This window comes from Streptomyces sp. CA-288835, from assembly GCF_050936385.1.
Lineage (GTDB): Bacteria > Actinomycetota > Actinomycetes > Streptomycetales > Streptomycetaceae > Streptomyces.
Window position 1 is genome coordinate 1440302 of sequence record NZ_JBNJMW010000001.1, and the last position, 14398, is coordinate 1454699.

General features: G+C 68.2%; 11 protein-coding genes. 4 read left to right on the plus strand and 7 right to left on the minus strand.

What is annotated here, in order from left to right:
- The first annotated feature begins 4 nt into the window (after nt 1-4).
- On the plus strand, nt 5-1387 hold the full coding sequence (locus ACQEVY_RS06600; protein WP_432945777.1) for an MFS transporter: 1383 nt from the start codon (nt 5-7) through the stop codon (nt 1385-1387).
- A gap of 50 nt (nt 1388-1437) precedes the next feature.
- Nucleotides 1438-4116 (plus strand): family 78 glycoside hydrolase catalytic domain, encoded by a 2679-nt coding sequence (locus ACQEVY_RS06605; RefSeq protein WP_432945779.1) that lies wholly within the window; start codon nt 1438-1440, stop codon nt 4114-4116.
- A gap of 48 nt (nt 4117-4164) precedes the next feature.
- Here ACQEVY_RS06605 and ACQEVY_RS06610 read toward each other — a convergent pair whose 3' ends face one another.
- The 3 genes from ACQEVY_RS06610 to ACQEVY_RS06620 form a co-directional block, all read right to left on the minus strand.
- The gene (locus ACQEVY_RS06610; protein WP_432945781.1) at nt 4165-5436 is read right to left on the minus strand and encodes an MFS transporter; all 1272 of its coding nucleotides are present in this window, start codon (nt 5434-5436) and stop codon (nt 4165-4167) included.
- 52 nt (nt 5437-5488) lie between these two features.
- Nucleotides 5489-6328 carry an SDR family NAD(P)-dependent oxidoreductase gene (locus tag ACQEVY_RS06615; protein ID WP_432945784.1) on the minus strand — a complete coding sequence of 280 codons (840 nt, stop codon included), beginning with the start codon at nt 6326-6328 and terminating at the stop codon, nt 5489-5491.
- 75 nt (nt 6329-6403) lie between these two features.
- Nucleotides 6404-7375 (minus strand): SMP-30/gluconolactonase/LRE family protein, encoded by a 972-nt coding sequence (locus ACQEVY_RS06620; RefSeq protein WP_432945786.1) that lies wholly within the window; start codon nt 7373-7375, stop codon nt 6404-6406.
- Between the two features lie 171 nt (nt 7376-7546).
- Between ACQEVY_RS06620 and ACQEVY_RS06625 the strand changes: the two genes are divergently transcribed.
- Together ACQEVY_RS06625 and ACQEVY_RS06630 are read left to right on the plus strand one after the other, a co-directional pair.
- The gene (locus ACQEVY_RS06625) at nt 7547-9088 is read left to right on the plus strand and encodes an aldehyde dehydrogenase family protein (protein WP_432945788.1); all 1542 of its coding nucleotides are present in this window, start codon (nt 7547-7549) and stop codon (nt 9086-9088) included.
- Nucleotides 9089-9165: 77 nt separating this feature from the next.
- The gene (locus ACQEVY_RS06630) at nt 9166-9975 is read left to right on the plus strand and encodes a class II aldolase/adducin family protein (RefSeq protein WP_432945790.1); all 810 of its coding nucleotides are present in this window, start codon (nt 9166-9168) and stop codon (nt 9973-9975) included.
- A 101-nt stretch (nt 9976-10076) separates the two neighbouring features.
- Here ACQEVY_RS06630 and ACQEVY_RS06635 read toward each other — a convergent pair whose 3' ends face one another.
- From ACQEVY_RS06635 to ACQEVY_RS06650, 4 genes are all read right to left on the minus strand, one after another.
- The gene (locus tag ACQEVY_RS06635) at nt 10077-11249 is read right to left on the minus strand and encodes an ROK family protein (RefSeq protein ID WP_432945792.1); all 1173 of its coding nucleotides are present in this window, start codon (nt 11247-11249) and stop codon (nt 10077-10079) included.
- A gap of 46 nt (nt 11250-11295) precedes the next feature.
- Nucleotides 11296-12375: a phosphotransferase gene (locus tag ACQEVY_RS06640; RefSeq protein WP_432945793.1), complete on the minus strand. Its 1080-nt coding sequence runs from the start codon at nt 12373-12375 to the stop codon at nt 11296-11298.
- A 27-nt stretch (nt 12376-12402) separates the two neighbouring features.
- Complete coding sequence (locus tag ACQEVY_RS06645) at nt 12403-13752, minus strand: aspartate aminotransferase family protein (RefSeq protein WP_432945794.1); 1350 nt, start codon at nt 13750-13752, stop codon at nt 12403-12405.
- Between the two features lie 204 nt (nt 13753-13956).
- Nucleotides 13957-14349 carry a TetR family transcriptional regulator C-terminal domain-containing protein gene (locus ACQEVY_RS06650; protein ID WP_432955096.1) on the minus strand — a complete coding sequence of 131 codons (393 nt, stop codon included), beginning with the start codon at nt 14347-14349 and terminating at the stop codon, nt 13957-13959.
- Between the last annotated feature and the right edge of the window lie 49 nt (nt 14350-14398).

Sequence of the window (14398 nt, forward strand, 5' to 3'; positions counted from 1 at the left end):
CTCAATGACGAAGAACAACCGCGACATCAGCGTGGCCGGACCTCCGCCGACCGAACCGGCAACAGGCAACGGTGAGGAACCCACCGATCCGGCGAAGGGCGACAGCGAGGAACCGGCCGAGACCCCAGCCCCCGAGATCGAGGCCCCGCCCCTGGAGAGGGTCAGCAGGAGTTACCTAGCCTGGATCATGATCGCCAGCTTCGGGGCCTCCCTGGCCCTGATGGTTCCGCTCTCCTACTCGCTGGCCCTGCGGATCGACGAGCTCGCCCCCGGCCGCGAGGAACTGCTCGGATACGTCACCGGATCCGCCCAGTTCGTCTATCTGGTCCTCAGCCCTCTGATGGGCTTCTGGAGCGACCGGATGCGCTCCCGCCTGGGCCGCCGGACACCGTTCATGTTCGCCGGCACGGCCATCGGCATGGCCGGGCTCCTGGGGATCGCCGCCGCACCGACCGTCTTCTTGGTGGGCCTGGCGTGGGTCGTCGGCATGATCGGCTGGTCCACGGTCGGGCAGGCCATCCAGAACATCCAGGCCGACCGCGTGCCCGAGGAACAGCGCGGACGCGTCTCGGCGGTGACCGGCGTCATGACCCAGATCGCGCCGGTGGTCGGCATCGGCATCGCGTACACGGTGGCCGACAGCACGCTTCTGGTGTTCCTGGTCCCGGGCGTCATCGGAGCGGCCATGCTGCTGCTGTTCCCGCTGCTCAAGCCCGAGGGCGACTCCCGCGCACTCGTCCACACCAGCCAGGTGAGCCTCAAGGGCCTGTTCGCCAGCTACGGGTTCAATCCGCGAAAGTACCCCGACTTCGGCTGGAACTGGCTCGGCCGCTTCGTCTTCTTCATGGGCCTGTACTTCAACACCACCTTCGGCACCTTCTTCTACGCCCAGCGGCTCGACCTGCCCGTCAAGGAGGTCGCCGGCGTCGTGTCGGCGATCGGGATCCTCGGAGTGCTCGCGGCAACCGCCGGCGCCATCGGCGGCGGCTTCCTCTCTGACAAGCTCGGCCGGCGCAAGCTGTTCACCGTGATCGGCTCCGCGATCTTCGTCGCCGGGGCCGTCGCCGAGGCGTTCGCCTACTCGCTGCCCCAACTCATCGTCGGCGCGGTACTGATGCAGCTCGCCATCGCGATGTTCAGCGCCGTCGACCAGGCGATCGTGTTCGCCGTTCTCCCCGACCGCGCCCAGGCCGGCCGCTATCTCGCGGTCGTCGCCTTCGCGCAGAAGATCCCCAGCGCCCTCGCCCCGCTCATCGCCCCGCTCGTCATCACCATCGGCGTCACGAGCGGAGGCGAGAAGAACTACACGCTGCTCTATCTGAGCGGCGCGGTGCTCGCCCTCGCCGGCGGCCTGATCATCAAGTTCAAGGTCAAGTCGGTCCGGTAACAGGGCTCTTCGGCAATCGTCCCCGGTCAACCGTTCCGAGAAAGCAGAGCATGAACAACGCACCGTACGACCTCCGCATCGACTACGGCGGTGACCAGTTCCCCGTGTCGGGCCCCGCACCCCGCCTGTCGTGGAAGCCGCCGTCGGAGCCGTCGGACACGGGCCGCACGACGGGATACGAGCTGGAATGCACCGTCGACGGCGAGGCGCAGCCCGCGGTGCAGGTCGCGCCGGGCCAGCACCGGTTCTTCCCCTGGCCCTGGGCGGCGCTACAGAGCGGCCGGCAGGTGGCCTGGCGGGTCCGGGTCCGGGCCCGGGATGCTGAAGCCCCGTCGCCATGGTCGGAGTTGAGCACCTTCGAGGTCGGCCTCCTGGACGAGGACTGGCAGGCCCGCTGGATCTCACCCACCGAATCCGGCGACGACCCCGGCTGCGGCAAGCGCCCGGCCCACACCCTGACGACCCGGTTCCAGGCACGCGCCGGGGTGCGCTCGGCACGGCTGTACGCGACGGCGCTCGGCGTGTACGAGGCCTACGTCAACGGCGAGCGGGCCGGCACCGCCGAACTGTCGCCCGGTGCCACGTCGTACGACCGCACGCTCTACGCCCAGGCATCCGACGTCACGGCCGCGCTCCAAGCGGGCGTCAACCGGCTCGAGATCGTCCTCTCCGACGGCTGGTACCGAGGCCAGGTCGGCGCCTTCCGCCTGCCGGCCGGCTGGGGAACGGTGCTCGCCGCACGCGCCGAGCTGCACATCACGTACGAGGACGGCTCACGCCAGGTCGTGCGCACCGACGAGACCTGGACGAGCACCCGGTCGGCCATCACCCGGGCCGACCTCATGGACGGGCAGACCACCGACTTCCGCGCCGTACCGGGCGCCGAACAGCCGGTCCTCGTCGATCAGGTCGAGGCCCCCGCGATCGACTGGTCGCCCGCGCCCCCCGTACGTGTCGTGGAGTCGCGTACGGCACAGTCGGTCAAGCAACTCGAAGACGGCCTCTGGATCGCCGACTTCGGCCAGAACGCCTCGGGATGGCTCGCCCTGAGCGACCTAGGCCCGCCCGGTACCCGCACCGTCATCGACTACGGCGAACACGTCGGCGCGGAGGGCGATCTGACGACCGCTCACCTGGACTCCGTACGCCCCGGCGAGGACCCGATCCCCTTCGTCCAGCGCGACGAGGTCGTCTCCGCGGGCCGGAGCGAGACGTTCGAGCCACGCCATACCGTGCACGGCTTCCGGTACGCGCGCATCCGCCGCGACGGCGCCCCGCTCGACCCCACGAGCATCACGGTGCGCGTCGTCCACACCGACCTGCGCCGCACCGGCACCTTCGCGTGCAGCGACGACGACCTCAACCGCCTTCACGAGATCGCCGACTGGAGCTTCCGCGGCAACGCCGTCGACGTACCCACGGACTGCCCGACTCGCGAACGCCTCGCCTGGACCGGCGACTTCCAGGTCTTCGCCCCGACCGCCACGCGTCTGTACGACGTCCTCGGCTTCAGCCGTAAATGGCTGCGCTCGGTGCGCGACGACCAGCTGCCCGACGGCCGGATCGCCAACTTCTCGCCCGACGGTCGGCGCATCAAGCATCACCTCGACGACCAGTTCGCCATGATGACCGGCTCGGCGGGCTGGGGCGACGCGATCGTCGCGGTCCCCTGGGAGCTGTACGAGTCCTATGGCGACCGGGAGATCCTCGCCGAGAACTGGGAGGCGATGGTCCGCTGGGTCGAGTGGGCGCTACGGACCGCCCGCACCGCCCGCCACCAGTCCCGCATCGAGCGCTCGGCCGAGCCGCTCCCGCACGAGCAGTACCTCTGGGACGGCTCCTTCCACTGGGGCGAGTGGACCGAGCCGAAGGCGAAGGCGGCCGACGGCACCCGCATCGACCCGGTCCAGACCGACCCCGTCGCCTGGTTCATGGCCGACAAGGGCGAGGTCGGCACGGCGTTCCTGTACCGCTCGACGTCGACCCTCGCCCGTATCGCGCGAGTACTGGGCCACACCGAGGACGCGGCCCGCTACGCCGAGACCGCCGAACGGATCCGCGACGCCTGGCGCACCGAGTTCCTCACCCCCGACGGGCGCACCACCGGCGACACCCAGGCCGCGTACGTACGCGCCCTCTCTCTCGGCCTCGTCCCCGACGAACTGCGCCCGGCCGCCGCCGCACGCCTCGTCGAACTGATCCGCGCCGCCGACACCCACCTCGGCACCGGCTTCCTCGCCACGGGCGACCTGCTCCCGGTCCTGGCCGACTCCGGCCACGCCGACATCGCGTACGAGCTTCTCTTCCGGCGCACCGCCCCGTCCTGGCTGTACATGCTGGACCGCGGTGCGACGACCATCTGGGAGGACTGGGAGGGCATCGACGAGAACGGCGACGCCCACGACTCCCTGAACCACTACAGCAAGGGCGCCGTGATCCGCTTCCTGCACACCCACACGCTGGGCCTGCGCCAGGCACCGGGCTCGGTCGCCTGGGAGTCCATCGAGGTCGCGCCTCTCCCCCACCCGTCACTGACGTGGGCCCGGGGCACGCACGAGTCCTCGCAGGGCACGATCACCGTCGAGTGGCGGACGACCGACGACGCGCTCACCCTCACCGTCGATGTGCCACCGGGGACCACCGCACGGGTCGTCTTCCCCGACGGCACCACCGAGACCGCCACGGCAGGCACCTTCCGTGCCACCCGCCCTATGGCGAAAGGGAGTTGAGGCGACCACCGACCACCGACGACTTACGTTTCCACGGGCCCGGCGTCTCTATCTGACGGAACGTACGCGGTACACGAGCAGGACTCCGACGGTCGCGGTCACGCCGACCAGGGCGAAGAGGAGTGGATAGCCGCGGTCCGAGGTGATGAGGAAGCTGGCGATGAGCGGGGCCAGCGCGGGTGGGATGACCGTACCGATGTTCATGATGCCGAGGTCCTGGGCCCGGCTCTCCGCGTCGGGCAGGACCTGGGTGATCAGTGCCTGGTCGACGGCCATGTACGCGCCGAAGCCGCCGCCCATGAGGGCCGACGCCACCAGGGTGACGGTGAGGCTCGGGAAGCTCGCCAGGAGGAAGCCCGAGGCTCCCTGCAGCAGCGCCGCCAGTGCGACGAAGATCCGCCGTCTGCCGAGGCGGTCGGACAGTACCCCGGCGACGGAGGTGGCCAGGAGTCCGGCCACCAGATAGAGCACGGTGCAGACCAGGAGGCTGCCGGCCGGATCGGAGACCTTCAGGTCGTCGGTCAGGAAGTAGAGGGTGTAGCAGACACCGAGGGAGTTCGCCAGGTTGACCACGAGCCGCCCGCCGAAGGCCCAGGCGAAGTCGCGGTTCTTAAGAGAGCCGCCCATGGAGGTGAGCAGTGCGCGCAACCTCAGTGGAGGCTCGGAGCCGGCCGCGGGGTCACGAAAGCGCGCCAGAAACGGCACGGTGCAGATGATCAGCAGGGCTGCGATGACGACGTAACTGCTCTCGGGGGAGAGCGCGAAGGCGGAGACGACGGCTATGCCGACCACCACGCCGAGGGCCTGGGGGCCGTAGACCGCGCTGGATACCAAACCGCGCTGGTTGACGGGAACGCGGTCGGCGATGAGGGCGGTCAGCCCGGAGGTGGCGGCGATGAGTCCGAGCATGCTGGCCGCCCACGCGACGGTCACCCCGGCCACGGTCGTCTGTTCCCCGGTGACGACGAGTCCCGCGGCGAACGCGAGCGTGCCGGCCGCGAGCCAGAGTCTTCTGCGTCCGAAGCTGCTCCGGGAGCGGTCGCACAGCGCGCCGCATAAGGGGAGGGCGAGGATCGAGACCAGTCCCGAGACGGCGTTGACGACGGCGAAGTCGTGGACCTTGGACGCCGGGTCGATCGCCTCCAGCTGCTGAGGGAGCAGCAGTTGGAGGGGGACGAGATTCGCCATCCAGTACCCGAACCAGACCAGCCCGTACAAGGTGATCCAGCCACGTGAGACGGGCTCGGCCGGTCCCTGGCCGGCATCCGCTCCGGCGATGGCCGCCGGCACCCGGGCCGGAGGGTGGAACTCTGTGGGCATGGAGCCTCCCGGAGGCGGAACGGGCCTGGTCAGGGTGGGGTCACAGGAAGGCCTACTTTGCTGGCGGGGCGGTCGTCGGGGCGGTGAGGAGCTTCTCCCTCTGCCGCTTCCCTCTGGCCTCGGCCATGGGGATGACACGGCGCATCAGCCTGGGGAACACGCCGGCGATTCGCTGGACGCGGCCGGCGAGCGGCGGGAACACCACCTCGACCGGTTTGGTGGTGACCGCGTCGACGACGGCCTCGGCGATCCGTTCCGGTGCGTAGGACTTCTCCGCGAAGGAGATGGCGCAGGAGGGATCGGCCATCTCCTGGTCGAGCATGCCCGTCCGGGTGGACGGCGGATGGATGATCGTGAAGTCCAGCGGCCCGTCGCGCTCCTCGATGGCGACGCTGTGGTGGAAGGCCCGCAGACCGTACTTGGTGCCGCAGTAGGTGGCGTATCCGGGCAGCGGCAGGAACGCGGTCATGCTGCAGACGTTGATGATGTGACCGTGTCCCTGCGCGGTCATGCGCTCGAGGGCCGTGCAGACCCCGGTGATGGTGCCCAGCAGGTTGACCTCGACGATGTCGCGGTGCTGTTGCGGACTGAGGTCCCGCGCGTGTCCGGTATGGATGATGCCAGCGTTGTTGACCAGCACGTCGACGACTCCGAAGGAGGCCTCCGCCGCCTCGAACGCGCGGCTCCAGCCTTCGGGGCTTCGGATGTCCCGCGCACAGGCGGCCGCCCGGGAGCCCAGTTCGCGGGCGCGAGCCAGGACAGCTTCCTCGTCCACGTCGGTCAGCATGACGCGATGCCCGCGGGCGATCGCGAGTTCCGCGACGGCGGCCCCGATCCCGTTGGCCGCGCCGGTCACGAGAATGACCTGGCCCTTGTCAGATATCTGGCGCATGGCGATCGATTCTCCTCGGTCGTACGTCCAAGTCAATCGTCCGGTACGGGTGGAGTCTGATCGTTACTGCGGCAGTCACAGCCGCACCATCTCGACCCGGCCGCCGTTGAGTTCAGCGGCCCGGACCGGATCGTCCGTCGGAACGGTGGCGGCGAAGAGGGTCCGCCCGTCGTGTCCGGCCAGCAGGCAGCAGAGTGTGTTCTGGCTCGTCGCGACCCGCTCGAGGACGCGGCCGCCCGGGGCGACGCGCACGCATTCACCGCGCAGGGCGTTCGCGACCCAGATCGACTCGCCGTCGGTGTCCCACGCGATGCCGTCCGGTGCGATCGGCGACGCGGAACGCTTCGCGATGGCGGGGTGGTCCAGGAGCGCCGAGATCTTGCGGGTGACGCGTCCGGCCGGCCCCGGGTGGTTCAGGAGCCGCCAGAGCAGCGGTGCGATCAGCGGAACCCAGGGCTGCGGCTTTCCGGGGATGCCGTCGGGGGTCCTGGGCAAGGCGGTGAGCCGCATGGCAAGGGTTTCGGCCACCACCAGGGTGTTGCCGTCGGCGGTCAGGATCGTGCCGTTCGGGAAGAGCAGCGGCTCGGTCAGTGCGAGCAGGCTTCCGTCCGGGGCGAGGCACGCGATGGGGGTTTTCGGCGGTCCGGGCGGCGCGTAGAGCATGGAGTTCGGGTGCTCGCGCGAGAAGGCGTGGTAGTCGAAGCCGAAGTTGCCGACGTAGGCCCGCCCTTGCGGGTCGACGAGCATGTCGTTGACGGGACCGCCGACGATGGGGCGCAGATCGGCGTGCTCCACCAGTGCGCCGTCGGGTTCCTGCCGGTAGACGCACCCCCCGTCCATGGACACGACGAGCAGGCGGCCGTCGGGGAGCCAGCCGAGCCCGCCGGCCCGGCCGGGGACCTCGAGGACCGTTTCCGGTTTACCGGTGCCGTCCCAACGGTGCACCGTGCCGTGTGCGAGATCGGAGAACCAGAGGGCTCCCTCGTGCCAGCGCAGGGATTCGGGCACGCCCAGGCCGCTCAACGCGACCTCCGCCGTCCGTTTCATCCAACCGCTCCTTCCTGACGCGGATCGAAGAGGGTTCTCGGCCGTATCGGGGCCCGTCTCGAGACTCTCAGTCGTCCCGCGCTACTTGGACGCTCGTACAAGACACTTGACTTGTTCGATTGACCGTCTCATTCTGGGTGAAGCCAAGTCAACGTTCCGGTGGGAGATTCCGTGGCACAGACTCGATCCCTCATGACAGACGGCTCCCCGACTGGTGCCCATATCGCGGTGGACAACCCCGCCACCGGAGCGTTGGTCGGCCATGTCTCCGACGCGTCGGCGGAGGAGGTGGCCGAAGCGGTCGTACGAGCCCGGCGGGCGCAGCGGGGCTGGGCGGAGCTGGACGTGCGTTCGCGCGCGGAGTTCTTCGCACGCGGCCGCCGCTGGCTCATGGCGCACCGGCAGGAGATCACTGACTGCATCGTCGAGGAGAACGGCAAGGCGCAGGAGGACGCGATCATCGAGGTCGTCTACTGCGCCGGCGCCTTCGCCCACTGGGCGAAGCAGGCCCGGAGCCTTCTCGCCAGGACGAAGATCCGCTCCTTCTCACCGTTCGTTCTCGGCCGCAGCATGTACACCCGCCGGGTGCCGCTCGGAGTCGTAGGAGTCATCGGCCCGTGGAACAACCCGCTGCTCAACTCCTTCGGCGACGCCATCCCCGCCCTGGCCGCAGGCAACACGGTCGTCCTGAAGCCCTCCGAACACACACCGCTGACGGCGCTCCTCATGGAGCGGATGGCGCGCGAGTGCGGCTGGCCCAAGGACGTCTTCCAAGTGGTCACCGGCGCGGGAGCCACCGGCCAGGCGCTGGTGGACACCGCGGACTTCGTGATGTTCACCGGGTCGACGAGGACGGGCCGGCTGGTCGCGGCACGGGCGGGCGAGCGGCTCATCCCCTGCTCGCTCGAACTCGGGGGCAAGGACGCCCTGGTCGTTCTCGCGGACGCCTCACTGGAACGGGCCGTGAACGTCACGATCCAGGGCGCCCTGTCCAACGGGGGCCAGATGTGCACCTCGGTGGAGCGGGTGTACGTCGAAGAGCCGGTGTACGACGCGTTCCTCGATCTGCTGCGCGAACGGTTCCAGCAGGTCACCTCGGGCACCCCGGGAGAACTGGGCAGCACCGACGTGGGGGCCGTGACCTTCCCTCCGCAGCTGGCCGTCATGAAGGAGCACGTCGACGACGCACTGCACAAGGGCGCCCGGGTACTCGTGGGAGGCCACAGCGTCGACGGACCCGGCCGGTTCTTCGAGCCCACGTTGCTCGTCGACGTCGACCACACCATGAAGTGCATGCGCGAGGAGACCTTCGGTCCCACCCTGCCCGTGATGAAGGTCGCGAGCGCCGAGGAAGCCGTCCGGCTGGTCAACGACAGCTCGTACGGGCTGCAGGCCTCCATCATCGGCTCGAACGTGAAGCGCGCCCGCCGGTTGGCGGAGCAGTTCGAGGTCGGCTGCGTCACCATCAACGACGCCCAGACCAACTACATGGCCCTCGGCCTGCCCATGGGCGGCTGGAAGGAGTCCGGCCTCGGCGTCCGCCACGGCGCCGAAGGGATCAAGAAGTACACCCGGCTCCAGGCCGTCAGCGCGAACCGGTTCCCGATGCGCCGGGACATGCACATGATCCCGTACGAGCCCTCGGCCTACCGCTTCATCCTGCGCCTGGCGGACGTCATGTACGGCGTCGGCCTGCGCGGCCGTGCCAAGTAGCGGCCGTACCAAATAGCGCCGTACCAAGTAGCCGCGCCACACCTGTTCAGATCACCGGATTCAGAAAGGCCAGCCCCATGACCGTGACACCCGCCGCAGCCCCGCACGCGTCCGTCGGCGCCATGCCCGAGGGCGTCTACCTGCCACTTCCCCAGCAGAACCTGAGCGTCGAGGAGGAGCGCGAGGTCCGTAAGCAGGAACTCGCCGCCGCCTTCCGCCTGTTCGCCCGCTTCGGGTTCTCCGAGGGGGTGGCCGGGCACATCACGGCCCGTGACCCCGAGAACCCGTCGGCCTTCTGGGTCAATCCCTTCGGTATGTCGTTCAGCCAGATACGGGTCTCCGACCTGATCCTCGTCGACCACGACGGCACGCTCCTGGAAGGCAAGCGCCCGGTCAACAACGCTGCGTTCTGCATCCACTCAGAGGTACATCGGGCCCGGCCGGACGTGGTCGCCGCGGCACACACCCATTCCCTGCACGGCAAGGCCTTCTCCAGCCTCGGCATCCCCCTGGAGCCGATCACCCAGGACGCCTGTGCCTTCTTCGAGGACCACGGCATCTACTCCGACTACCGGGGCGTGGTGAACGACACCGAGGAAGGCCGGCGCATCGGCCTGGCCTTGGGCGAGGGCAAGGCCGTCGTCCTGCAGAACCACGGGCTGCTGACGGTCGGGGCGTCCGTCGCCGAGGCGGCCTGGTACTTCATCACGATGGAACGTTCCTGCCAGGCCCAGCTGCTGGCCATGGCCGCCGGAAAGCCAAAGCTCATCGACGCCGAGACGGCCAGGACGGTCCGTACGCAGATCTCCGGCGCCCTGCCGGGCTGGTTCCAGTTCCGCCCCCTGTGGGACCAGATCACCGCGGAACAGCCCGACCTGTTCGACTGACGCAACGCCATAAGCGAGCCTGGTCTACCGGATCGTTGCCCGGGCCTCCCCCCGAGTACGAGAACAACAACCGCTAGGCGGCGCCGAGTTCGGCCTCCGGATCAGAATGCCGGCGCAGCTTGCTCCTGCCGCGGTCCCTGACTGCGTGCCTTGAGCAGCGCGTCCCGTAGGCGGTTGTGGGTCATGGCCAGGGAGGCGTGCACGGCGCCGCGTGCTACCGAGAGTCCCAGAATCTGGGAGACGGTCATGATCCGGGGGCTGGCCGGCAAGTTCTGTGCGAGTCGCTTGCGTACCTCGGGGAGAACCTCGTCCACCAAGGGGTGCAACCGGCCGACGAAGTAGACGGATTCGGGATCGAGGGTCACGGCGACGATGCTCACGGCGGTCGTGACCGCCGTCGTGAACGCCTTGAGTATCTCCGCACGGCCTCGATGGTCCTGAGGTGCCAGCCACAGGTCCTCGACGCGTTCGAGGTCCAGTCCGTGTTCACGAGCGACCTTCACAAGCCCTGCGGTGCTCAGCAGCCCGTTGAGGCTGCGGTCGCCGATGCCCGAGGACAGGGAACCGATGTCGCCGAACGAGGGAGTACGTCCCCGAGCCAGTTCCCGGTGTCTGCAGGTGGCGAAACTCAGGGTGCTGCTGACGCTGAACAGGGCAGCGTCATGGATGCTCGCGTCGTCCGTGAGCACCTGGAGCAAGGACGCGTTCGCGTCACTGTCGAAGGACACCGGAGCACCGACGAGTTCTTCGACGGTCCGGTGCAAGTCTCTGCCGGAGAAGACTTTCATCGGCTCGGCAGGCCGGAAGACCTCGGCGCCGTCGCGGACATGGGCGGGCAGTGCCGCGACGACCTGGCGCAGTGGCCCGCGTGCGGATGCGCTGGTCTGCGCGATCAGGTCGACCAGCCACCGGCCGGCAGCGGGGACGTCGTGGTGCTCGACCGTCGGAACGATCACATGTCCGATCTCACGGCCGCGTAGGTCGGTCACCAGCACGCCGGTGGTAGCGGCGCCGAATCCGACCCCCACGACATGTCCGGCCGTCTCGGGCACATCGAGGTACGTCGACGGACGGCCACGCCCGGCGATGGCGTCGACTCCCCCGTCCACGACGAACCCGTCGGAGCGCAGTTCCTCGACGGCTCGAGACACCGTCGCCTTGCTCAGCCCCGTGAGCTCGATGAGCCTGTTTCGGGTCAACGGCGCGTGGGAGAGAACCACGTCAAGGACACTTGCCTTGTTGTAGTCGCGGGGTGTGGGGTTGATGCTGCTCACCTCCTGACCTTAGCGAGACCGTACGCAGCCCAAATCAGTGTCACGCTCAAGGCGAGTCCTGGCGGGTGCTCAGCAAACGGGCCACGACCTCCTCCATGGCGACGGCCATGGCCCGCTCCACGTTGACCCAGTCGTCTCTGGCGTGTTCGAGCAGGTAGTCGCGACGCTCCGGCACTCGTTCCGCGCGCCAATGGGTGACCAGCGCGCGAAGGGTGAGGCGTGCCAGCGCGGCGACAGGCAGGAGCGGGAGTTCGGTGTCCTTGATCGGCCGGGCCCGCTCGTATCCCGTAACGAAGCTGCATGCCTCACGCCAGGGATCACCCGGCGTCCGTCCGAGAAGGTTCGCGAGAGACACGGCAGGATCGAAGATCAAAGCACTGCGCATGCTGTCACCGAAGTCGATCACTCCCGTGACGAAGCTGTCCGTCCGTGGATCCACCAGGACGTTGTAGGGGCTGTAGTCACCATGGATCACTTGGGTCTCGAGATCACCCAGCCTCGGAACAATGGCCTCGTGGAAAAGGCGGAACACTTCTTGTGCCAACCGACGGTGCGCGGCGCCGGGCGTGTACTCGATGAGCTCCCGCAGTTGGTCGAAGTGTCGAAGGTCCCACACAAGGTGCCGCTCGTCCGCTGGATGCCTGAATGACCGCAGAGCCAGATCCACTCGCCCGAGCATCTGCCCGACCTGGGCAAGCTGGTGGGGATCGGGGTTCGTCCGCGCCAGGACAGCACCTTCCACGAAGTCGAAGACGCGCAGGACTCGAACCCTGCCGTCTTTCGTCTCGATCGGTACGTTGTCGCCGCCTTCGGTGGTCTCCTTGACCCGCTGGACGGGGAGTTGAGGAGCTTCGGTTTCGAGGTGGCGCATCACAGCCGTTTGGAGAGCTACGACAGCCACCGCCTCGTCGGGCGGGGAGACCTTGACGAGATGGTCGGCCGTGCCGGTCCGCAGCCGGAACGTGTCGTCCTTCTCGGTTGCCAGCCGCTCGAGATGTCCGCTCAGCCGGTAGTGCCGGGCGAGGAGGGCGTCCACCACGTTCGTCTCGATGGGCTCGTGGGACGATGCCAGGCCGCTCTCCTGGAACAACTGCTGGGCGATACGTGCGGGGGGCGAGGTGTTCACCGTTCGGTCCCTTCGGCTTTCGGCCTGCTACAGGCGCATCTCGGCGATCTCCGCGAAGGTCTCGAGGAATCGCGTCACGTCGGCCGAGTCGAAGGCCAGCGGCGGTCGGATCTTGAGCACATTGACTGCTTCCCCGGTGCCGCTGATGAGGATGCGACGCTCGCGCATGTCGTTGATGACGTGGTCGGCGCGGACACGATCGGGCTCCAGCGACTCCCGGTCCTTCACGAGTTCGACGCCCACGTACAGACCACTGCCGCGGACCTCGGCGACATAGGGAGACTCGCGAGTGATCTCCTCAAGGCCGGCTTTGAGCGCCCTGCCGTTGTCGAGAACTCGCTGCTGCACGTTCTCCGCTTCGAAGACGTCCAGGACCGCGGCACCGGCGGCAACCGCGATCGAACTGCCTGCAAAGGTGTTGAAGTAACGGACATTCTGCCCGAACTCCTCGCACACCTCGGGCCTGAACACCACGCCGGACATCGGCATGCCGTTACCCATGGGCTTGCCCATCGTGACGATGTCCGGAAGCACCCCATGGCGATTGAACCCCCACATCGACTCTCCGAGCCGGGCGAATCCCGACTGAACCTCGTCGGCGATGTACACGCCGCCCGCGGCGTGCACCTCCTCGACCATGTCACGCAGGTAACCGACGGGATCGGTGAAGAGGCCGTCGCTGGAGTGCGCGCAGTCGGTGATCAGCGCCGCAAGCCTGTAGCCGTGGCGCTCCAGGTCGTCGATCGCGCCGCGCACTTGGCTTCGCATGTACTCGGGAAGCGAAGAACCCGGCGGGACGAGTCGCGGATCAGGAGCATCGATGACCCGTACATTCGGCCCGAGCGGTGAGCCCGCGCCGAGCGTCGGCGAGAAGCTCGCAACCTCGCGAGTGAGACCGTGGTAAGCCCAGCGCGTCACTACGATTCCCTCGCCGCCCGTGTGGAAGCGAGCCACGCGCATGGCCAGGTCGTTCGCCTCCGACCCACTGCACGCGAAGCTGACCTTCGAGAGCGCTTCGGGCATGGTCGCGAGAAGGCGCTCGGCGTAGTCGACGAGGGATTCCTGCACATAGCGGGTGTTGGTGTTGACCGCCGCCAACTGGCGGGACACGGCCTCGACCACGTGCGGGTGTGCGTGACCGACGCAGGGCACATTGTTGTAGGCGTCGAGGTAGTCGTTGCCCTCCCGGTCAAGCAGGTGAGCACCCCGGCCGGAGACGAACTCGACCGGCTCCCGGTAGTTCAGCGCGTAACCAGGGCCCAGCACCTTGCCCCGCCGCTGGACGGTGGACCGCAATCGCTCAGGCAGTTCACCGAGCGCTGCGGGGTCGAACCTGTTGGGGTAGTTGGCCAGCGCTCGACTCAGCGTGGACGTCATCAGCAGGTCCCCTCCTTCGTGGCTTGCATCTCGTCGCGGCTGCTTCGGCGGCAGCCTACCACTTTTGTTTCAGTTCCAACCTGAAACTTATTTCTGCCAAGGCCGTCGTCCTGCAGAACCACGGGCTGCCACAAGCGATGCGGCCGACGCCCGCCCGAGTTCACGGAGGCGGGCGCCGGCCGCATCGGATTCGCCGGGCGACGACTACGACATCCTGTCGGCTACCGCCTTCTTGCCGACGAGGGCCATGAGGTGCTCGGCGGTCAGCCGGAGGACCTCGCGACTGTGCTGGCTGTTGCGATCGACCAGCCAGTTCAGGGTGATGCCATCCAGCACCGCGTTGAGGTAGCGAGCCAAAACCGGGACGGGAACGGCCCATTCGATGTCCGCGGCTTCGGCGGCTTCCGTCAGGAGCTCCGTATGGGCTTCCAGGTAATGCTGGTACTGCCGACGAGCCAGCTCCTCGAATCCGGCTTGGCGCAGGGCGTAGTGCGTGAGCTCGTAGCTCGCCTGATGCTCTCCGGGGCTGCGCTCAACACCCTCCCAGAAGGCGTTCAGGCTCTTGGTGATACGCGACGCGGTCCTTTGCTGCCATATGCGACATCTGGCCCGCTTTCTGCCTCAAGAGTGAAATGCGCACTCCACG